Source organism: Amycolatopsis rhabdoformis (genome assembly GCF_035918295.1).
Taxonomy (GTDB): Bacteria; Actinomycetota; Actinomycetes; order Mycobacteriales; family Pseudonocardiaceae; genus Amycolatopsis; species Amycolatopsis rhabdoformis.
Window position 1 is genome coordinate 3,540,649 of sequence record NZ_CP142149.1, and the last position, 19,398, is coordinate 3,560,046.

General features: G+C 70.7%; 20 protein-coding genes. 13 read left to right on the forward strand and 7 right to left on the reverse strand.

Going from position 1 to position 19,398, the window contains the following annotated elements; all coding sequences use genetic code 11:
- Positions 1-20 precede the first annotated feature (20 nt).
- The 7 genes from VSH64_RS16100 (at position 21) to VSH64_RS16130 (ending at position 8,070) form a co-directional block, all read left to right on the forward strand.
- Entirely contained in the window at positions 21-1,190 is a 1,170-nt protein-coding gene (locus tag VSH64_RS16100; protein WP_326836409.1) for a M24 family metallopeptidase, read from the forward strand.
- Between the two features lie 77 nt (positions 1,191-1,267).
- Positions 1,268-2,368 (forward strand): zinc-dependent alcohol dehydrogenase, encoded by a 1,101-nt coding sequence (locus tag VSH64_RS16105; RefSeq protein ID WP_326836410.1) that lies wholly within the window; start codon positions 1,268-1,270, stop codon positions 2,366-2,368.
- Positions 2,365-2,631, forward strand: coding sequence for a hypothetical protein (locus VSH64_RS16110; RefSeq protein ID WP_326836411.1), 267 nt, complete (start codon positions 2,365-2,367; stop codon positions 2,629-2,631). The genes VSH64_RS16105 and VSH64_RS16110 overlap by 4 nt, the downstream gene beginning before the upstream one ends.
- Positions 2,628-3,170, forward strand: a complete 543-nt coding sequence (locus tag VSH64_RS16115; protein ID WP_326836412.1) for an SDR family NAD(P)-dependent oxidoreductase — start codon at positions 2,628-2,630, stop codon at positions 3,168-3,170. Before VSH64_RS16110 ends, VSH64_RS16115 begins: the two co-directional genes overlap by 4 nt.
- Complete coding sequence (locus tag VSH64_RS16120) at positions 3,167-3,943, forward strand: HpcH/HpaI aldolase family protein (RefSeq protein WP_326836413.1); 777 nt, start codon at positions 3,167-3,169, stop codon at positions 3,941-3,943. Before VSH64_RS16115 ends, VSH64_RS16120 begins: the two co-directional genes overlap by 4 nt.
- Positions 3,944-4,253: 310 nt before the next feature.
- Positions 4,254-7,628 (forward strand): glycosyl hydrolase, encoded by a 3,375-nt coding sequence (locus VSH64_RS16125; protein WP_326836414.1) that lies wholly within the window; start codon positions 4,254-4,256, stop codon positions 7,626-7,628.
- 142 nt (positions 7,629-7,770) lie between these two features.
- Complete coding sequence (locus VSH64_RS16130) at positions 7,771-8,070, forward strand: hypothetical protein (protein ID WP_326836415.1); 300 nt, start codon at positions 7,771-7,773, stop codon at positions 8,068-8,070.
- A gap of 155 nt (positions 8,071-8,225) precedes the next feature.
- Here VSH64_RS16130 and VSH64_RS16135 read toward each other — a convergent pair whose 3' ends face one another.
- A complete protein-coding gene (locus tag VSH64_RS16135) occupies positions 8,226-8,606 on the reverse strand; it encodes a hypothetical protein (RefSeq protein WP_326836416.1) in 381 nt (126 codons plus the stop codon).
- A gap of 106 nt (positions 8,607-8,712) precedes the next feature.
- Positions 8,713-9,387 (reverse strand): TetR/AcrR family transcriptional regulator, encoded by a 675-nt coding sequence (locus VSH64_RS16140; RefSeq protein ID WP_326836417.1) that lies wholly within the window; start codon positions 9,385-9,387, stop codon positions 8,713-8,715.
- 92 nt (positions 9,388-9,479) lie between these two features.
- Here VSH64_RS16140 and VSH64_RS16145 point away from each other — a divergent pair, with 92 nt between their 5' ends.
- The 3 genes from VSH64_RS16145 to VSH64_RS16155 all read left to right on the forward strand — a co-directional run bounded on the left by VSH64_RS16145 (position 9,480) and on the right by VSH64_RS16155 (position 11,034).
- A complete protein-coding gene (locus VSH64_RS16145) occupies positions 9,480-10,040 on the forward strand; it encodes an ester cyclase (protein ID WP_326836418.1) in 561 nt (186 codons plus the stop codon).
- Complete coding sequence (locus tag VSH64_RS16150; protein WP_326836419.1) at positions 10,040-10,294, forward strand: MBL fold metallo-hydrolase; 255 nt, start codon at positions 10,040-10,042, stop codon at positions 10,292-10,294. The genes VSH64_RS16145 and VSH64_RS16150 overlap by 1 nt, the downstream gene beginning before the upstream one ends.
- A gap of 341 nt (positions 10,295-10,635) precedes the next feature.
- Entirely contained in the window at positions 10,636-11,034 is a 399-nt protein-coding gene (locus VSH64_RS16155; RefSeq protein ID WP_326836420.1) for an ANTAR domain-containing protein, read from the forward strand.
- Between the two features lie 105 nt (positions 11,035-11,139).
- Here the strand turns inward: VSH64_RS16155 and VSH64_RS16160 are convergent, their stop codons facing one another.
- From VSH64_RS16160 to VSH64_RS16170, 3 genes are all read right to left on the reverse strand, one after another.
- Positions 11,140-12,504, reverse strand: a complete 1,365-nt coding sequence (locus VSH64_RS16160; protein ID WP_326836421.1) for an FAD-dependent oxidoreductase — start codon at positions 12,502-12,504, stop codon at positions 11,140-11,142.
- Between the two features lie 181 nt (positions 12,505-12,685).
- Entirely contained in the window at positions 12,686-14,089 is a 1,404-nt protein-coding gene (locus VSH64_RS16165; protein ID WP_326836422.1) for an FAD-binding oxidoreductase, read from the reverse strand.
- A 33-nt stretch (positions 14,090-14,122) separates the two neighbouring features.
- Positions 14,123-15,019, reverse strand: coding sequence for a M24 family metallopeptidase (locus VSH64_RS16170; RefSeq protein WP_326836423.1), 897 nt, complete (start codon positions 15,017-15,019; stop codon positions 14,123-14,125).
- A gap of 314 nt (positions 15,020-15,333) precedes the next feature.
- Here VSH64_RS16170 and VSH64_RS16175 point away from each other — a divergent pair, with 314 nt between their 5' ends.
- On the forward strand, positions 15,334-16,047 hold the full coding sequence (locus VSH64_RS16175; protein ID WP_326836424.1) for an HD domain-containing protein: 714 nt from the start codon (positions 15,334-15,336) through the stop codon (positions 16,045-16,047).
- Positions 16,048-16,058: 11 nt separating this feature from the next.
- On the opposite strand, the gene VSH64_RS16180 is transcribed toward VSH64_RS16175, so the two are convergent.
- The gene (locus VSH64_RS16180; RefSeq protein WP_326836425.1) at positions 16,059-17,021 is read right to left on the reverse strand and encodes a GlxA family transcriptional regulator; all 963 of its coding nucleotides are present in this window, start codon (positions 17,019-17,021) and stop codon (positions 16,059-16,061) included.
- A gap of 293 nt (positions 17,022-17,314) precedes the next feature.
- Here VSH64_RS16180 and VSH64_RS16185 point away from each other — a divergent pair, with 293 nt between their 5' ends.
- On the forward strand, positions 17,315-18,499 hold the full coding sequence (locus tag VSH64_RS16185) for a hypothetical protein (RefSeq protein WP_326836426.1): 1,185 nt from the start codon (positions 17,315-17,317) through the stop codon (positions 18,497-18,499).
- A gap of 40 nt (positions 18,500-18,539) precedes the next feature.
- Here VSH64_RS16185 and VSH64_RS16190 read toward each other — a convergent pair whose 3' ends face one another.
- A complete protein-coding gene (locus VSH64_RS16190) occupies positions 18,540-18,962 on the reverse strand; it encodes an ATP-binding protein (protein ID WP_326836427.1) in 423 nt (140 codons plus the stop codon).
- A 97-nt stretch (positions 18,963-19,059) separates the two neighbouring features.
- Between VSH64_RS16190 and VSH64_RS16195 the strand changes: the two genes are divergently transcribed.
- Positions 19,060-19,272 carry a hypothetical protein gene (locus VSH64_RS16195; protein ID WP_326836428.1) on the forward strand — a complete coding sequence of 71 codons (213 nt, stop codon included), beginning with the start codon at positions 19,060-19,062 and terminating at the stop codon, positions 19,270-19,272.
- Positions 19,273-19,398 lie beyond the last annotated feature (126 nt).

The following is a 19,398-nucleotide window of genomic DNA, read 5'->3' on the forward strand; positions in this document are numbered from 1 at the left end:
ACCGACGGCAGGAGGAACACGTGAACCCCCCTTTTGACCACCGGCACCTCGACGAGCTCATGGCGGGCGCCGGACTCGACGCGCTGCTGGTCACTTCGAAGCACAACGTCCAGTACCTGTTGGGCGGGCACCGGTTCTTCTTCTTCGACTACATGGACGCCATCGGCGTGAGCCGCTACCTGCCCGTGCTGGTGTACGTGCGCGGCGACCTCGACGCGACCCGCTACGTCGGCAACGCGATGGAGTCGTGGCAGCTGGACAACGACCCGGTGTGGGTGTCGGACCTCGACACGAGCACCTGGCGCGCCCAGGACGCCATCGGGGTCGGCCTCGCGCACCTGCGCCGGGTGCTGCCCGGACAGGCCGTGGTCGGCATCGAAGGATCGTTCCTGCCGGTCGAGGCGTACCAGCGGCTCGCGGTCGAGCCGTCGGTGACGCTGCGGGACGGCCAGTTCGTGCTGGAACGGTTGCGTGCGGTCAAAAGGCTGGACGAGCTGAAGCTGCTCGAGGAAGCGTCCGAGGCCATCGTGGCGTCGATGCGGGCGGCGTTCGGCACGCACGGCGCGGGTTCCACGAAGCGCGAGATCGTGCAGACCCTGCGCCAGGAGCAGACCCGGCTCGGCATGACGTTCGAGTACTGCCTGGTGAGCATGGGCGCGAGCCACAACCGCGCGCCGTCGGAAGCGAGCTGGGCACCCGGTGAGGTGCTGTGCCTGGACTCGGGCGGCAACCTCGGCGGGTACATCGGCGACCTCGCGCGCATGGCCGTGCTCGGCGAGCCCGACGCCGAGCTCGAGGACCTGCTGGCCGAGGTCGACGCGATCCAGCGGGCCGCGCGCGGGCCCATCGCGGACGGCGTGGTGGGCCAGGCGATCTTCGACCGCGCGACCGCGGTGCTGGCCGCGAGCCCCCACCGCGAGGTGATCACCTTCGTCGCCCACGGCATGGGCCTGATCAGCCACGAGGCGCCCCGGCTCACCTCGACCGGGCCGGTGCCCTACCCCAACTACGACGGTCCCCGCGCGCTGGCGGCCGGCATGGTGCTCTCGGTCGAGACGACGATGCTGCATCCCCGGCGCGGGTTCATCAAGCTCGAGGACACCGTGATCGTGACCCCCGACGGCCACCGCGCGTTCGGCGACCACCTCCGCGGCTGGAACGTCGTGGACCTCTCCCCCACCCCGGTCTGAAGGGCGCGACCGCGCGATCCTCCGCCGAGCCCCACCGGCACCGGCGTCCCGACCCGACCAACGCCACGGAGCAACCGATGACCAACGCCCAGCCCGGCGCCACCCTCGCCGCCACCGCCCTGCCGACCACGATGCCCGCGGTGATCTTCCGAGGCGAAGGCGTGCTGTCGCTGGAAGAACGTCCGGTGCCCGCGATCACCGCGCCCGACGACATCGTGATCAAGGTCGGCGCCGTGGGGATCTGCGGCTCGGACCTGCACGCGCTGCACACACCCCCGACCCACCCGGGCCTGCCGGGCGTGATCTTCGGGCACGAGTTCTGCGGCGAGATCGTCGCCACCGGCCCCGAGGCGCGCGGGCTGGCAGTGGGCGACCGGGTGGCCGTGGACCAGAACCCGCCGTGCGGCCGGTGCGGCCCGTGCCGCGACGGGAACGGCAACTTCTGCGAGCCGTTGTTCGACAACCCGCACCTCGACATCCCGTGGCCGAACACCCCCGGGTTCTTCTGGGACGGCGGGATGGCCGAGTACGTGAAGGTGCCTTCGTACTTCGCCTACCGCGTGGGCGCCGACGTGCCGTGGGAGCACCTCGTGCTCGCCGAACCGCTCGGCTGCGTCCTGAACGGCATCGGCAAGGCCGGGGTGGCGGTCGGCGACCGCGCGGTCGTGCTCGGCGGCGGCCCGATGGGCCTGCTCACCGTGATCGCGCTCAAGCACTTCGGCGTGGAGCAGGTGATCCTCGTCGAGCCGGCGGTGAAGCGCGCCGAAGTCGCGAGGCAGGCCGGTGCGGACCTGGTGATCAACCCGGCCGCCGCCGGCGTGCGGGAGGAAGTGCTGGCCGCCACCGGCGGCCGGGGCGCGACGGTGGTCGTCGAAGCCGTCGGCAACCAGCTGGACACCGCCGTGGGCGTGGCGGCCGACCGGGCGCGCATCGTGGTGCTCGGCATCAACAACAGTTACCGCGCGAACCTGTCGGCCATGACGGTGACGATCAAGGAGCTGCGGATCCTCGGCTCGTTCCTGATGCGCTACACCATGCGCGAGTCGCTCGACCTCATCCAGAGCGGCGAGCTCCCGCTCGAGCGCGTGGTGAGCCACGTGCTCCCGCTTTCCGAAGTCCACCACGGGATTTCACTGGCACGGGCCGGTGAGGGACTCAAGATCGTGTTCAAGCCATGACGGCGAAGGACGAGCCGGACCCGGCCCGCGACGGAACCGTGATCGTCACCGCCGCGGCTTCGGACATCGGCGCCGGCATCGCCCGCTGGGTGCGCGAAGCCGGCTACCACGTCGTACTGCTCGACCTCGACTCAGCCGGGCCGGCGCCGGCCCTGGCGGAGCCGGCCGACCCCACCGCCCTGGCGCCCGAGCTGAGCGCACCGGACTCCGCCGCGCGGCTCACCGAGGCCGCCCGCACGTCACGCGGCAAGTGGGACTGGTGAACGGCGCGGGAATCTCGCTGGTCAGGCACTTGCCGCACACCGGCGAACGGGAGGGGACGCGGATCCTCCGGGTGAACCGGGAGGCGGCCGGGCGGGCCGGCCGGGCGGTCGGCGAGGTGCCGACCGGGAACGGCGGCCGTGCCGTGGTGAACATCGCCTCCATCCCCGGCGTTGTTCCGGCCGCCCGCCCGGCGGCGTACGCGGCGGCCGAAGCCGGGCCGATCGGGTTCGGCGCCGGACCCGATCAGCTCACCGTGAACACGCTCGCAACGGGCATCGTGCGGACCCCGATCCTGTCCGAAGACGCCAGTCGCATCGGCGTGCCGGCGGAGGAGATCTTCGCCGGGCAGGTGCGGCCCGTCGCTGTCGGCCGGCCGCCGACCGCCGCCGGGATCGGTGCGCTCACCGGGTTTCTGCCAGGCCCCGGAGCGCGCGGCTTCTCCGGCGAGACCGCGAAGGTGACCGGCGGCCGGACCACCGCGCCCTCCGACTTCTCCGCGGCTTCGGCGGCCGCGGTCCGGGCGGGGGCGGCGCGATGACCACCGAACTCGCCCTGCGGCTCAAGGAGAAGCTCGCCGGCGACGGTCCGCTGCTGGGTACCTTCGCGGGCCTCGGCAGCCCCGTCGCCGTGGAGATCGCCGCCGCGGCGGGCGCCGACTGGGTGCTGCTGGACCTCGAGCACGGCGGAGGGTCCGAAGAGCTGGTCGGTCCCGCCGTGACCGCGGCGGCGGCCTACGGCGTCCCGCTGCTCGTCCGGACCGAAAGCGGCGACCGGCCGCGCGCGGGCCGCGCTCTGGACGGCGGCGCGAGCGGCATCATGATCCCCCGGATCGCCGACCTCGCCGACGCGCGGGCCGCGGTGCGGATCCTCCGGTACCCGCCGGACGGCGACCGCGGCGTCGCGACCTACAACCGCCAGGCCCGGTTCGGGCTGCGGCCCAGCGTCCTCACCACCCGCAACGACGAGGTCGTCGGCGTCGTCCAGATCGAGACCCTCGGCGCGGTGCGGGACATCGACGCGATCGCCGCCACCGAAGGGGTCGACGTGCTGTTCGTCGGCCCGGTGGACCTCTCCTACGCGCTCGGCGTGCCGTTGGCGTTCGACTCGCCGGAGTTCGGGCAAGCCCTGAGCACCGTGGCCGACGCGGCGAAGCGGCACGGGAAGACCGCGGGGATCATGGCGTCCTCGGCCGCCGTGGCCGCCCGCCACCTCGCGCGCGGGTTCCGCTTCGTCTCGGTCGCGTCCGACGCGTCCTTGCTCGCCAGGACCCTGTATGACGCGTTCGCGTCGATCAGGGACGACCTCGCGTGATCTCGGGCGGAAGCCTGACCTGAAACCTTTCAAACCGGCGACCTAACCAGGATTCACCGGGAATGTCAAACTCGACCGATTGCCCAGCGCCGGATCCGGCGGTCACCCGACGGCGAATCCCCTGTTTCCGCGTGAAGTGCTGAACCGATTCCGCCGCCCGAAGGCGATCCCTGGCGCTTGACAGCGGCCGCGCAAAAGCTGGAAACTGGATCGGCTCGATTTGAAACGTTTAAATTCACTCCCGGATTCACCGAGTCCCCCACCGAGCCGAGCCCTTAACGGAGCCGAGCCCTCAACGGAGAGGCCACCGATGGAAGACAGCAAGTCCGCCTTCGACCGGAGAGATTTCTTCAAGATCAGCGGCGGTGTCGGCGCGACGCTGGCGCTCTCAGGCCTGATCGGGGCCGCCTCCGCCGAGGCTTCGTCGCCGAGTGCCGCCGACAAGTTCATCAAGGCGCAGCACGCGTTCCTGGACAACCCGGAGGGCAAGTACCGGCCGGGTACGCGGTGGTGGCTGGCCGAGGGCCTGCACACCGACGCGACCATCAAGGGCGACATGAAGATGCTGCACGACATGGGCATCGGCTCGGTGGAGATCGTCTGCATGCCCGAGCCCAATGTGGACAGTGACCTCAGTGACACAGTCTTCGTCAGCAACACCACCGGCAAGACCCCGCAGCAGATCTACAGCTGGGGTTCGGACGAGTGGAAGAACGACACGAAGCTGATCATCCAGGAAGCCAACAAGTACGGCATGGGCTTCTCCATGACCAGCGGCACGCACTGGGCCAACGCGAACCTGCCCATCGAGAACCTGAAGTTCGACGACGACGGCGCCGGCAAGGCCCTGGGCTACGCCATCCAGACCACCACCGGCGCGGCCGCGTTCACCGGCACCCTGAAGCGCTCGGTGATGACGGTGGCCGGAACCGTGCGGCAGGACCTCATCTCCGTGGTCGCGATCCGGCGCGCGGCCGGCAACACGGGCTCGGTCACCGCCGACGGCAGCATTTCCGGCACGATGAGCTACACCGACGAATCGGTGGTGCTCACGGGAAAGGTCACCCTCAACGGTGCGCCGGTCACGCCGGCCACGATGAAAGACCCCACCGGCAAGGCGAATTTCACGCTGAGCTGGACTCCTCCCGACAGCGGCGCGTGGGACATCTACGCGTTCTGGATGCAGGCCACGGGCCAGGCGCCGACCCCGTCGTCCACCACGAACGTGACCATCAACTACATCGACCCCGCCGGCATGCAGACCTTCATCGACTACTACAAGAACCACATCTTCAGCGACCGTGAGCTGAAGAACGCCATCATCGCCAACGGCCGCGGCGAGATGTACATGGACTCGCTGGAAATCGACACCACGAACTCCAACGGCGGCGAATTCTGGGGCACTACGCTGCTGAGCGAGTTCCGCAAGCGGCGCGGCTACAGCCTCGAGCCGTACCTGCCCTTCGTCCTGAGGAAGGACGGCCGGGCGGGCTTGACGTCGTTCCTGACCGGCGGGGCCGATCAGGTGAAGGTGACCAAGGTCCGCAACGACTTCTTCGAGACCATCACCGACATGTACAGCGACAACGTCCTCAAGCCGTTGCGCTCCTACCTCAACGACGACATGAACATGAAGCTGCGGGCCGAGATCTCCTACAACGTGGGTTACGAGATCACCACGCCGGCCAAAGCCGTGGACTACGTCGAAACCGAAAACCTCGATTTCGGCAACCAGCTCGATTCGCAGCGGACGTTGTCGGGCGCGGCGCACACGCACGGGCTGCGGTACTCCAGCGAAACCGGCGCGATCAGCGGCGAGAACTACACCTGGGGCCAGGACCGGTTCATGCAGATCATGAACACCCAGTTCGCCTCCGGCGTCAGCCACACCGTGCTCCACGGCTACGCCAGCATTTCCGGAGCCGACGCCCACGATCCGTCGAACAAGTGGGACGGCACCTACTGGCCGGGCCACGAAGGCATGTACGCCCGGTACTCCGAACGGTGGGGCCCGCGTCAGCCGGAGTCCACGCAGTACACCGACTACCTGCCGATGATCGCCCGCACCCAGGCCGTGTTGCAGCAGGGCAAGCCGCAACTGGACCTGGCGATTCTGCGCACCGACTACGCCTTCAACAGCGACCACCCCCACCCCGACTTCATGCGGCACCGGCGAGCCAACTACTTCAAGGACCTGGAGCTGCAGGACAACGGCTACACCTACGAGTACTTCGCGCCGGAGATCCTGGAAGGCCGCAGCGTCCGCTACAGCAAGACCGAGGGCCTGATCCCGGAACACGTGGGCTACCAAGCGGTTGTCCTCTACCAGGACTCCCTCCGGCTCGAGAGCGCCCAGGCGATCTACGAGCTCGCCCGCCACGGCCTGCCCGTGGTCGTGGTCAACGGGTTGGTCGAGACGCTCAGCGCGACGACGAACCACCTGAACGCGAAGGCCGCCCTGCACGTCCTCGGCAACGAAGGCACCGACGCCGACCTGGCGAAGGTGCTGGCACGCCTGAAGAAGCTGCCGAACGTGAAGGAGGTCAACGCGAACGTTCCGCAGAGCGCGACCAGCCCCGATCCGGCAGCCGAGGACTACGAGCAGAAGTACTACTACGGCAAAACCGGCGTCCACGGCGCCCTGCGGAAGCTCGGCGTACGGCCCCGCGCGGAATACGCCAAGCCGAACACCAGCATCCTCACGGCGATGCGCAGGACCGACGACACCGTGTACCTGTGGGCGTACAACTTCATGGAAAAGCGCGGCGACTACTTCAACAACCCGATCGACGCCGCCACCGCCACTGCCACCGTGAGCGTCGACGCGGTCGGCAAGCCCTACCGCCTCAACACCTGGTCCGGCCGCGTCGAGGCACTCGCCCTCTACACCACCTCCGGCGGCCGGACCTCGTTCGAGGTGACGCTCGCCCCCGGCGAGACCACGGTGATCGCGATCGACCTCAAGACCCAGGCCGCCGCACCCCTGCGCAGCACCACCGCGCCCCAGGGCGTGGTGACCGCCGACGGTGTGGCGCTACTCGCCACCGAGTCGGGCCGCTACACCGCGCGGCTGGCCGACGGCTCGACCGTGACGCGGCAGATCTCCGTACCCGCCAACGTCACCCTGACCGACGCGCCGTGGGACCTCGTGCTCACCAGCTGGACCCCCGGGGAGAAGAAGACCCTCACCGAGGCGCGGGCCGGCTACACCACCAAGGAGGTGTACTTCACCACCGACAAGACCGCCATCGCCGTCGGCAAGACCCCGCTCGTCCCGTGGAAGGACATGACGTTCACGGCGCAGGACCCGGCGACGGTGTCGGGCGTCGGCAGCTACAGCACCACGTTCCGCCTCCCCGGCTCCTGGAACGCGTCGAACGGCGCCTACCTGAACATCGGCTCCACCGGCGGCGCCCTGGCCCAGGTGTGGGTCAACGGCCACAAGATCCCGGGTTACGACTTCATCGCCGGCCGGATCGACGTGAGCTCCGCGTTGAAGGCGGGCACCAACACGGTCCGCATCGAGGTGGCGAGCTCGCTGCGCAACCAGATGCGGGCGTTGGGCTACCCCAACCTGCCGGCCGCCACCACCGCCGCGGGCGCGGTGGCGTCGTACGGCTTGCAGGGTGACGTGGTGCTGGAGACGTTCACCGTCGAGGTGGTCGACCACGCGGGCGGGAAGTGATCGCTGCGGGCTGATCGTCGGAAGTGCGGGGGTGGTCTCGCCGTGGGTGAACGGCAAGACCATCCCTTTGCTCGTGACGCCAGGCAAGAGAACCGCGCGACCTCGAGCACGAGGCTCCCTCCCGCCGGTACCGTCGACTCCCATGGACACGGAATTCGTGATCGACGCGCTGGTGGCCGCCGGCGTCGCGCGGTACGCGATCGACCGCCCGGACAGCACCAGCCCCGCGGTATGGGTCACGACGATCGACGGCGGCCGTGTCTGGCTGGGGCAGCCCGCCGTGGACGAGTACGGCAACCTCCAACGCCGGGCCAGCTGGTTCTGGGTCCGCTACGACGGCCGAACCGTGATCCGCCGGGAGGAGGCCTGGGATTTCCACTCGGCGGTGGCCGAGGTGGCCCGGCAGGCCGGGATCCAGGGCTCGATCGCGGCGGACGAGTGAGCTCGCTCTTCGTCGGCGGCCACCGCCAGCACGCGCAGCGTGGCGCGCCTGGTGATCAAAGCGATGGCGAGCGGACATCGGCTCCCCGGCGTTCTCCCCGCTGCGGGCCCGCCTGCTCCGGAATGCTTCGCTGACGGCACTGTTCCCAGGTGTCGTCACCAGATCCACATCTTCCGGGTATCGGTCCGGTCGTGCTCGTCCACGCCGATGAGGTGGGCGGCTTCGGGGCCCGGGCGTGAGGCGTCGTCCAGGGGGATGGCGAAGCGGTGCTCGCCGGAGTCGACGGCGAGGAAGCGGTCGGGGATCAGTTCGCAGGAATCGATCAAAGTGCCGAGGTAGAAGCGCATCAGGGTCGGCGACTGCCCCTCCGGAAAGCGCCAGCTCCGGCAGCCGTACAGCCCGAACGGATCGGCCAAGGCCCGCAGAACGGGCCCGTCGAAGTGAAGTTCGACGTAGTCCCGCACGGAGCACACGGCGCTGACCCGGCGCCCGACGAGCAGGCGAAGCGGGGCGGCGGGGTCGTCGGTGGTGGCCATGGCCCGATCCTGTCAGAAGCGGGCTCGCCGCTCCTCGGATTTTCCGGGGAGTGCACACCTCCGTCCTCAGTGGACTCTCGGGCCGCCCCCCGAGCACCGGCGTCCGTCAATCCCGGGAGAGCCGGGCGGCGAGGGCGTCGAGCGCCAGGTCGACGGTGAACGCGTACTCCGCGGCGGCGTCGAAGCGCGCGAGGTGCGGGGCGGCGCGGGCCACGGCGGGCAGGGTGCTGCCTTCGAGAACGGCTTGGCGGCGCGCGATGCCCGGGTGGTCGGTGGTGCCGTAGGCGGGGCCGGCGTTGACTTCGCGAAGCAGGGTGCCGATGAGGGTGGCGAGCAGTGCTCGGAGGAGGTGCACGGACTCGGCGGCGGGGCAGCCGGCGGCGTGCAGGGCGGTGAGGACCGCGTCGACCGGGGCGAGGCCGTCGAGCGAGTCGAGTTGCCGGGTGAGGACGAGGGCGGCGGCTTCGGGGTGGGCGAGGGCGCGGTCGCGGAAGGCGTCGGCGATCCCGCGCAGGTAGGTGCGCAGGTCGCCGGTGGGTGGAGGCAGCGTGATGCCGCCCAGGAGGTTTTCGGCGACCGCGTCGAGGAGGCCGTCCTTGCCGTCGACGTGGTGGTAGAGGCTCTTGGCGTCGACGCCGAGGACCCGCCCGACCGCGCGCATGCTCACCGCGCCGATCCCGTCGGCGTCGATCACCTGCAGGGTCGCGTGCACGATCGCCTCGCGGGAGAGCCGGCTTTCACCCTTCGGGGGGCGGCCGCGGCGGGCGGGGCTGGTGGTCATGGGGTTCATCGTGCCGGAGATCCTTGTCGAAATCCACACCGTGGGTATAGCGTGCCGACCATAAACCCACGATGTGGATAAAAGGAGCCTGGATGTCCCGCTTCACCCTGCCGCCCGAAGACGTGCTGCGCGCCCGGGAGAAGGTGGTGCTGGACCACATGCGCGACGAGGTCGTGCACGACTGGGACGCCACCCTCTCGACGTTCCCGCACCCCCACTACGAGCTCATCGCCCCGATGACCGTGCACGACGGCGACGGCCCGGTCCGCGAGTACTACCACGACACCCGCGTGGCCTTCCCCGACCAGGACCACGAGCTCATCGCGCTGCGCCACGCCCACGACGCCGTGCTCGTCGAGTTCTGGCTCACCGGCACCCACCGCGGCCCGCTGGGCAAGATCCCGCCGACCGGCTCCACGCACCGCACCCGGATGACCGCGTACTTCCTCTTCGACGCCGACGAGAACCTGGTCGTCGAGCGCATCTACTTCGACCAGCTCACGATCCTCAAGCAGCTCCTCGCCGGCCTGGACAAGAAGAACCCCGCCGACCTGCTCACGCTCGGGCGCGCCGTCGCCGGCGCGTTCGCCGCGGCCGGCGGCGAACCGGACCCGCGCCTCACCCGCACCACCGCGCCCGCTCTCGACGACTGATGAAGATCCACCACCTCAACTGTGGAACCCTGCGCCCGTGGGCCACCCCCGGCGGCCTGGTCTGCCGCGTCCTCCTCGTCGAGACGCCCGCCGGCCTGGTCCTCGTCGACGCCGACCACACCGGCGGACTCGCCGACTTCCCCTTTGCGCGCGTGCACCTCACCACGCCGAGAAGCGCGCCGCCCTCCACCCGCGCGGTGCCGTCGAACGCGGACGCTACCTCGCGTCCCAGCGAGACCACGGCACGGTCCTGATCGAGCACTCCCCCGCCGAAACCGAAGCCTGGCACGGCTTTCCGGGCGCCCAGGAACTCACCGGCATCGCCCCGGGCATCGTGCTCATCCCGCTGCCCGGACACACCCGGGCCACGGCCGCCCCCGACCTCCTCCTGGTCAACGCCCACGACCCCGTGTCGCTCAGCCAGGCCCGGAAATCGGCGGACCTCCGTCCCGGCCGGCCGCCCCGGCCGCCCCGGCTCCGTGCCGCTTCGGGCGACGAGCCGAACTCCGCACCCGCCGAGTGAACCGTTCCTCGCCTCCACACCGGGACGGCACCACCGGGGTAAGATCTCTCCGCGCGATTCGGCGTCGCGCAGGTGCACGACGACGATGACGACGGTGCGGAGAACTGGGGGAACGTCATGTCCGCCGCCGAGGTCCACGATCGCGAGGGCGCGCCCGCGCCACGCCGCGCTCCTGGCGGCGGCACCGAGAGGCACGTCGGCGAGCTTCTCGTGGAGATCGAGCAGCTGCGCACCGCCCTGCACCACCGCGGCGTGATCGAGCGGGCCAAGGGTGTGCTGATGGGTCAGCGCGGGTGCGGACCCGACGAAGCGTTCGCCTTGCTCACAAAGGTCTCGCAGGAGACCAACACCAAACTCCGCGACGTCGCCGCCGAACTGCTCGACGCCTTCACCGCCGGCCTGCCCGGCAACGCGAGCACATCGTCCGGCAGCCGGCCGGTTCCCCGGAAGTCGCGCCAAGAGTCGCGATGAGACGCACCAAGGTCCGGGCCTTGGTGGCGCACACCGAGGCGGGGAACGCCGTTGCGGGACAACGTTTCCCGACAGACAAGCCCAACCGACGCCACGGACCCGCAGTCAACTTCGGGTCGCGGACAGCACCTCGTTGAACGCTTCCGTCGACGACGGGTGCGTGTAGATCCCGTCGCGCAGGTCGGTGGCGGTGATGCCGTGGCGCATGGCGAGGGTGACCAGGTTGATGAGTTCCTGGGCGTCGACGCTGAGGAGGGCCGCGCCGAGGATCCGGTCGGTCTTCGCGTCGATCACGAACTTCATCAGGCCACGGGTTTCGCCGAGGATCTTGGCTTTCGGCATCGCCACGATGTCCGCGACCGCCTTCTCCGCCACCTTCACCGCGAAGCCTTGTTCGCGCGCTTCCCGTTCGATGAGGCCGACGCGGGCCAGCGGCGGCGTGAGGAACAGCGCGTACGGGATGTGCTCGCGGTCGGCGGTGGATCGGGTGCCGGAGCCGGTGAGCTGGTCGGCGACGATCCGGCTGTCGTCGAGGGAGACGTAGGTGAACTGCGGGCCGCCCTTGACGTCGCCGACCGCGAAGATGTGGGGCTGGCTGGTGCGCAGGCGATCGTCCACCTCGACCGCGCCGCCGGCGGTGGTCGCCACGTCCGCGAGGTCCAGGCGGAGGCCGTCCGTGGCGGGCTTGCGCCCGGCCGCGACCAGCACCGCGTCCACCACCACCGAGGCGTCCTCGCCGCCCTGCCGGTAGGCGAGTTCCGCGCCATCGGCCACTTCGGACAGTCCGGTGACCTCGGCGCCGAGGACGAACCGCACGCCGGTGTCGGCCAGCACCTGTTCCGCGGCCGCCGCGACGGAGTCGTCCTCGCGGCCCAGGATGCGCGGCGCCCGGTCGAGCACCGTGACCTCGCTGCCGAACTGGGCGAACATCGAGGCGAACTCGATGCCCACGTGGCCACCGCCGAGCACGGCGAGCCGGCGCGGGAGGTTGTCGCGTCCGATGAGGTCGGTGCTCGTGTGGACCCGCGTGCTGCCGGCAAACCCGGGGATGGCGGGCACGACGGGCTCGGCGCCGGTGTTGATGATGATCGTGTCCCCGGTCACCGTCAGGCGTTCGTCGCCCGCGCTCACCTCCACCGTCTTGGGGTCGACGAACGCGGCCTGTCCGGTGAGGACGGTGACCGAGTCGATCGAGTCGAGGGTGGAGAAGTTGATGCCCCGCAGCTTCGTGGTCAGGGCCCGCGTCTTTCCGACCGCTTCACCGTGACCGGCACCGGTTTCGGCTTGGTGGATCAGCGATTTGGTGGGCACGCACCCGACGTTGGGGCAGGTGCCGCCGTACATCTGCGCCGACCGCTCGATCACGGCGACGCGCCGGCCGCGCCGTCCCATCGCGGCGGCCACGGTCTTGCCCCCTCGGCCGAATCCGATCACGACGAGATCGAAGTGCGTGGAGTCCACGGTGGACATGACTCTCCTCCTGGCTGCGCTGTGCGTGCGGGTCCCGACCGGGACCGACTCAAATGTACGTACATTTAAATATAGGACGACGCACGCGCAGTGGGGTCGAGTGTGGTGGGCGCGACAGGCCCGGACGACGTGACCGTCACCTCAAGGGGCACTTGACCTTTCGCCCGCCGCGGAGCACCGGTCAGCCCGCCGGTGCCACGTTGTGGTTGACCCGGAACATGTTCCCCGGGTCGTAAGCCTGCTTCGCGGCCGCGAGGCGCCGGTAGCGCTCCGGCCCGTAGATCGCGGCGGCGTCGAGGGCCTCTTCCGGCGCCAGGTTGTTCACCAGCCGCCGGTCGCCCTGCCACGGCCGCATGCCGTCGAGCAGTGCGGCGACCGACTTCTTGAGCCGCGTTTCCTGTGCCAGCGGCCCGACTTCGACACCCAGCAGGCTGTAGGGCAGTCCCCGCGTCGCCACGGCGTTGGGCACCGCCGGTTCGCGATCCCACGCCCCGCCCAGTGCCCGCACCTCCGCGATCCACATGGTCGTGTCCGACTCCGGGCCGACGAGCTCGATCAGCTTTTCCTGTGCCTGCTCGGGAAGCTCCCGCAGCATCACGCCGCGTTCGTAGTAGGGCAACGGCTCGGTCGGCTCGTTGTGGATCGACGCGACCTCGCTGTAGGGCATGTCCCGCACGGTGTCGAGGATCGCCGGCGCCACCGTCCGCAAAGGAGCGACCAGGCGCTCGCCGTCCTCGGCCGGACCGGTGTAGGCGAACCGCAAGGACACCGAAAACGCGCCGCGCAGCGGTTCCGGGAGCTCGGGCAGCGAGGGCAGCCGCAGCACGGCGAACGACGAGGTCATGGTCTCCGGGATCCGCGGGAGCCAGGCGGTCCAGGCGCGCAGCACGTCGGCCATCCGCTCGCCGGGGAAGTAGAGGCCGCCGCCGTAGAGGCGGGGCACCGGGAACAGGTCGAACTCCAGCGCGGTCACCACCGCGAAGTTGCCTTTTCCGCCGCGCAGCGCCCAGAACAGCTCGGGTTCGGTGTCGGCGTCGACCCGCAACAGTTCTCCGTCCGCGGTCACCGCGTCGAGGGAGAGCACGTGGTCCGCCGCGTAGCCGTGGGAGCGGCCGAGGGTCGGGCTGAGGCCGCCGCCCAGGGTGTACCCGGAGACGCCCACCGTGGGGTTCGAGCCGTTGAGCGGGGCGAGACCGGCTTTCGCCGCCTCCGCCACGACCTCCGCCCACAGCGCCCCCGCGCCGACCCGGGCGGTGCGGCGGACCTCGTCGATCACCACGTCGGCCATCCGGTGCGTCGCGATCACGACGGCGCCGCGCGCCGTGCCCACCATCTGGTGGCCGGTGGTCTTCACCAGGACCGGCCGCTGCCCGCGCACCGCGAACGCGATCGCCGCCTGGACATCGGTCGCGTTCTCCACCACCACGATCACCGCGGGCGTCAGTTCGTGGTTCAGGTTGAACACGGCGCGTTCTTCGTCGTAGCCGGCGTCACCGGGCAGCAGAACCGAACCCGTCACCACGGCGGCCAGCGCCGCGGCCTCGTCGGGCCGCACCGCGGGCAGGGACGAATCGTCGAAAGTCATGGTCTTTCTCCTGGTGAACTGGGGGAATGCCGCTCAGGAAGCGTCCTGGACAACGCCGTGGCCGGCCGCGTAGCGCACGTGCGGCAGGTCGTCGTCGAGCCAGTACGCGGTGTCCTCGGTGACCACGAGAACCTCGCCCCACTTCGCGCCCACGGCGCCGTGGCCGAGGTGCGGCTCGAACGCCCACAGCCCCGGCTCACACGGCCGAGCCGAGCCCGGCTGCCAGAACGGCGCCGAGCGAACGTCCCCGCGAAGGGCCGAGCCGACGACGGCACCGCCCAGGTAGCCGAGCGTCTGCGGGCTGAACCCCTTGACGTTGAACGTCGGCCACCGCAGGCCCGGCACCCGGCCGACGCGGTGCGCGATCGCGGATCCCGGGTACTTCGAGTGGATGCTCACGTAGCCGTGGTCCCGGGTGTACTCGTCCACCGCGGTGTCGATCGCGGCCTGGGTCTCGCCGGCGCGCACCAGCGCCAGGATCATCGGCCGGAGCGCGGCGAGCGCCAGGCGGGTTTCGTGCAGCTCCTCCGTCGGCTCGCCGAGCGAGCAGGAGTACCCGATGTCGGCGGCGCCACCGCCGTGGATGGGTCCGATGTCGAGGATCACCGCGTCGCCCTGCTTCAGCCGCCGCCCGCTCGGGCGAAAATGTCCAGTGGCCCGGGCCCTTCTGACGTCGAGCAGGTCGCGGGCCCGGCGCGGAAGCGGCGGGAAGTCCAGGAATCCGGTGCGGTCGCCGAACCACACGAAGCCGTAGTGGAAGAAGTGCGAAACGCCCCGCGCGCGCAGCCACTGTTCGAGTTTTCCGGCCGCCTGCTGCTCGGTGATCCCTTCGCGCAGTTCGGCTTCGACGGCGAGGGTCGCGTCGAAGGCGAGGCGTTGCGCCGCCTTGAACGCTGCGAGTTCTTCGTCGGTAAACAGTTCGCGGGTCAAGGTCCGGTGCCTCCGCTGATGGCGTCGAGGATGATCGACACCAGCGTCTGCGAGCTCCGGGCGGCGCCGAAACAGCGGATCCCGACGAAAATCCCTCGGATCCGGACGTGCGCGATGCGCGTCGCCGGACCGGCGCGGTCGCGTCCGGATCTGTGGGCCGCCGGTCGCGCACCGCCTGGTCGGCACGGGGCCGAGCGCACAGGGTGGAGGCAGGTTACCCCCGTCTCACTGGAGCCCTCGTGTGCGCAAGCGGCGACGCAGCAAGCGGATCGACCCAGGCCCCCTCGTCGTCGAGGTTGGCCGGTTACGGCTGGGTGTGCGAAACGAACGGCGTGCTGACCCGCGCCGAGCGCTCGGCCGTGCGCGCCGGCCTGCGAAGGTTCGCGCTGCAGACGGCCGGCGGTTTCCTCACGTCGCCGAGGAACCGACCCCGTGAGCAAGCACCTTTCCCGGAGTTTCCCGACACCGCGGTGGCGAGCACCGCCGTGGAGTTCGCCAGGAAGCAAGGCACCACCCTGCTCTTCCACGGCTACCGGACCTGGTTCCTCGGCACCGCGTTGGCCCGGGCCGACCGGATCGAAGTCGACGCCGAACTCCTCTTCGTGACGTCCCTGCTGCACGACTCGGGAATGCTCACCAGCGTGCCCGGGGAGGATTTCACCCGGCGTTCGGCGGACACGGTGCTGGAGGTGTTCGACCGCGCCGGCGCGCCCCGCCGCAGGGCCCTCGAAGCGGCGGACGCCGTGGTCGCGCACGCGACACCCGGCCTGGACCGCACCGCGGACCCGGTCGGCTACTACGTCCAAAGCGGTGCCATGGCCGACCTCGCCGGCCTCCGCCGGTGGCACCTGCCGCCCGGCACGCTGGGGCAGGCCTACGCCCAGTACCCGTCGCACGACCTCCGCCGCACGCTTTCCGCGCTGGCTCGCCGCAACGCCGAAGAAGTACCGGGCGGCCGGATGGCCCTTTACGTTCCGAAACCGCTGGGCAAGGCCCTTCGCTGGGCGCTGAACTTCTCGGCCGGATGAGGCGGGCGACGCTACGGCCGGCCCGTGCTCTTGAACCGGTCGCGGTACTGGCTCGGCGAAAGCCCCAACCGGGCCACGAAGGTGCGCCGCATCGTCTCCGGGCTGCCGAACCCCGCACCCGCCGCCGCCTCTTCGACGTTGTGCCCCGAGTCCAGCAACGACTTCGCGTGATCCAGCCGGACCGTCTCGACGTAGCGCGCCGGCGTCAGGTCGAACTCCGCCTGGAAGAGCCGGATGAGGTGCCGGGTGCTCACCCCGACGCGGTCGGCGAGCCGGGTGGCGCTGTGGTCCAGACCGGGGTCGGCGGAAATGAGGTCGACGACGTCGCGCAGCGTCGGCGTTCGGGCGGGCTTGATGTCCAGCGGGGCGGAGAACTGCGACTGCCCGCCCGGCCGTTGCATGAAGACGACCAGGTTTCGCGCCACGGCCCGCGCGAGGTCGGGACCGTGGTCGGCCTCCACCAGCGCCAGCGCGAGGTCGATCCCGGCGGACACCCCCGCCGAGGTGAACACCCCGCGGTCCTCGACGAAGAGCGCGTCGGGCAGCACGTCGACGTCGGGGAACGCGCGAGCCAACAGTTGCGCGTGGCGCCAATGGGTGGTTGCTCGGTGCCCGGACAACGCGCCCGCCGTGGCCAGCGCGAAGGAACCCGTGCAAATGGAGACGAGCCGGCGCGTGCGCTCGCGAAGCAGCCGGATGGCGGCCACGAGTGCGGGATCGATCGGCGCGCCGACCAGGATGTCGCCGCCGCAGACCACCACCGTGTCGGCGCACGCCACGCTCTCGGCCGGCCCGTCGACCGGCATGGTCGACCCGGTCGAGGTGGCCACGGCCGCGCCCGTGGGGGACACATAGGACAGCGAGTAGTCCGCGCCGAAGAGGTTCGCCTCGGCGAAGACCTCGGCCGGCCCGGCCACGTCCAGGCTCTTCACCCCGTCGAAGACGACGAACACCACGGTCCTCGAGCTGGGCACGGTCCTGACCTCGCAATCGTCGGACCCCGCGCGCGGTGGCCGAGGCGCCGGGGTTTCCTGAAGCCTGGCATCCGCGGCACCCGACGCCGAACCGATGTCCGGATCTGTGGGAACCCGGTCGGTTTTCGCTCTGCACCACGGTTGTGCGCTCGCGCCACACTGACGGAGCCCATCGGGAAGTCGTGGCAGCACAACGCTTCCCGCCTCACCGTAGCCAGCGTGAAGCAACGACAGACCGGGTCGGTGAGGAAAGCGGTGGCACCGTGCGCGGCCGTTCGCCGATCACCGACGACATGACGATGCCTCCCCTCGCGCCGCCAGTCCCGCGCGCGCTGGGCCGCTGGCTCGCCGGTGGTGCGCTCGTGGCCGGGACCGCCGCTCTCGCCTACCTGCTCGCTGCGGCCCGCGGCTCGCTGCTGCACCTGCTGCCCGGCTACGACGAATGGCAGCAACAGGCGTACGCCCGGCTCCCCCAGTTCCTGCGCTGGTGCCTCGGCGACACCACCGAGGCGCAGTCGTTCAAAGCCGATCTCGGCGGGCTCGGCCTGCTCGCCGGCGGCTGGGTCGCCCACGTCGCCGCGGCCCGGCGCCGTCGCTCGGGGTTCCCGATCGCCGCCGGCACCGGGTTGTGGCCGTGGCTCACCGGAGCCGCGCTGCTGGGGCTGCTGCTGTCGAACCTGGCCTGGGGCTGGACGATCCCCGCCACGGGCGCGTGGCAGCCGACGTTCGTCGCGTTCGTGTCGATCCCGCCCGCGGTCGTGCTGACCTACGGGCCGGGCTGGCGCGTGGCCCTCACCGGCGCGGTCCTGGGCGCCGTGCTCACCACGCCGATCGCGATCGCGCTGGTGCAGTTCGCGTGTTATCCGCTGGGGCTGCCCACCTCGATCGCCACCGCCGGCAGCATGTGGCTCAGCGCGCTGCTCGTGTTCCCCCTGTGCCGGGTCCTGCCGTGGTTCCCCCGCCGGCCGGCGCCCCCGCCCTCCCCGGTCGAGCCACCGCGCCAAGGACCGGCTTGGGTCCTGCGCCGCGTATTGGCCGACTTCACCGAAGCACCCTTTCACGGCAACGAACTCAGCTCGGCCGGGCTGCTGGCCGGCACGCTGCTCACGTACCTGCTCAACCCGCTGACCCCGGTGCACGGCAGTGGCCTGCTCCCGGCGCTGCTCACCACGCAGGTGCTGACCGCCACGCTCGGCGTGCTGCTCTACCGGCGCCAGTGGGCCCGCCACGGCTGGTACCCGACCTTCGTCCCCCTGGTCTCCGTCGCACCCGCCGCGGTGGTCACCTACGGCCCCACGATCCCGGCCATCGTGAGCGGCGCGGTCCTGGGCGCGGTCTTCGGTCCGCCGCTGGCCGCGTACATCTCCCGTCGGCTCCCGGATTTCTTCCACCCCTTCGTGGGCAACGTCGTGTCGATGACGGTGTGCACGGCCCTGGTGGTGCCCGTGCTGGGGTTGTTTCCGGGCTTCGGCCGCTGATCTCCCTGATGTTCGGCGCTGGTCTTTGGCGCGGGTGCGGTCAGCTCGGCCGGCTGCCGCCGGGAAGCCGCCACGTCATGGCGACGGTGGTGCCTCCGGGCGCCGGCGTGACCTCGGCGTGGTCGCTGAGCAGGTGGATCAACGGCAGGCCGCGGCCGCGGCGCGGATCGGGCGCCGGCCGCGGACGCCAGCGGCCGTGGTCGGTCACGGTGACGTGCACGGCGCCGGCGTCGCAGTGCGCGCGCAGGTCGAGGGTCCCGGTGGTGCCGGCCGCGTAGGCGTGTTCGGAGGCGTTGATCAGCGCTTCGTACGCGGCCAGCTCGAGATCGGCGATCAGGTCCGGCGGCAGGTCGCAGTTGCGAGCCCACCCGACGAGCGCGAACCGCAGCGTGGAGGCGTCCCGGACACGCGCCGCCTGGTGCAGGTGCAGCGCAGGCGGAGGCTCGTCGTCCGGGCCGGTCACCGAGCGCATCACACCGCCGCCCCTCGTCCGCCGCCGATCGGCGGCCCGTTCAGGTCCCGGTTGAGTGGTACCCGCCGACGGGGCGATTACACGTGGTTTGCGGGGTTCGCTCACGTTGTGCGCGAACGCGACCCACGGGCCGCGTCGATCTCACGGCTCCTCTCAGCTGCGTTGGGAGCGGGAGAAGAACGACACGGGATCGTTCGACGCGATCATCGCCGACGACATCGTCTCCGGCCCCAGTCGCATCACCCTGAAAAAGGGCGAGTACTTCAAGGCCCACGGCGGCTGCACCTGGACCAAGAGCTGACCCGGCGACGCAGCCGAGGGCTCCATCTCGTGGCCCTGCTTGCCGGCCCGCGGCTCGGCGATGGATTTCCGAGGTAGGTCGCGCCGGTGGTGCGCTGATCGTCCGCCGTGGTGTCAGGAGCTCACC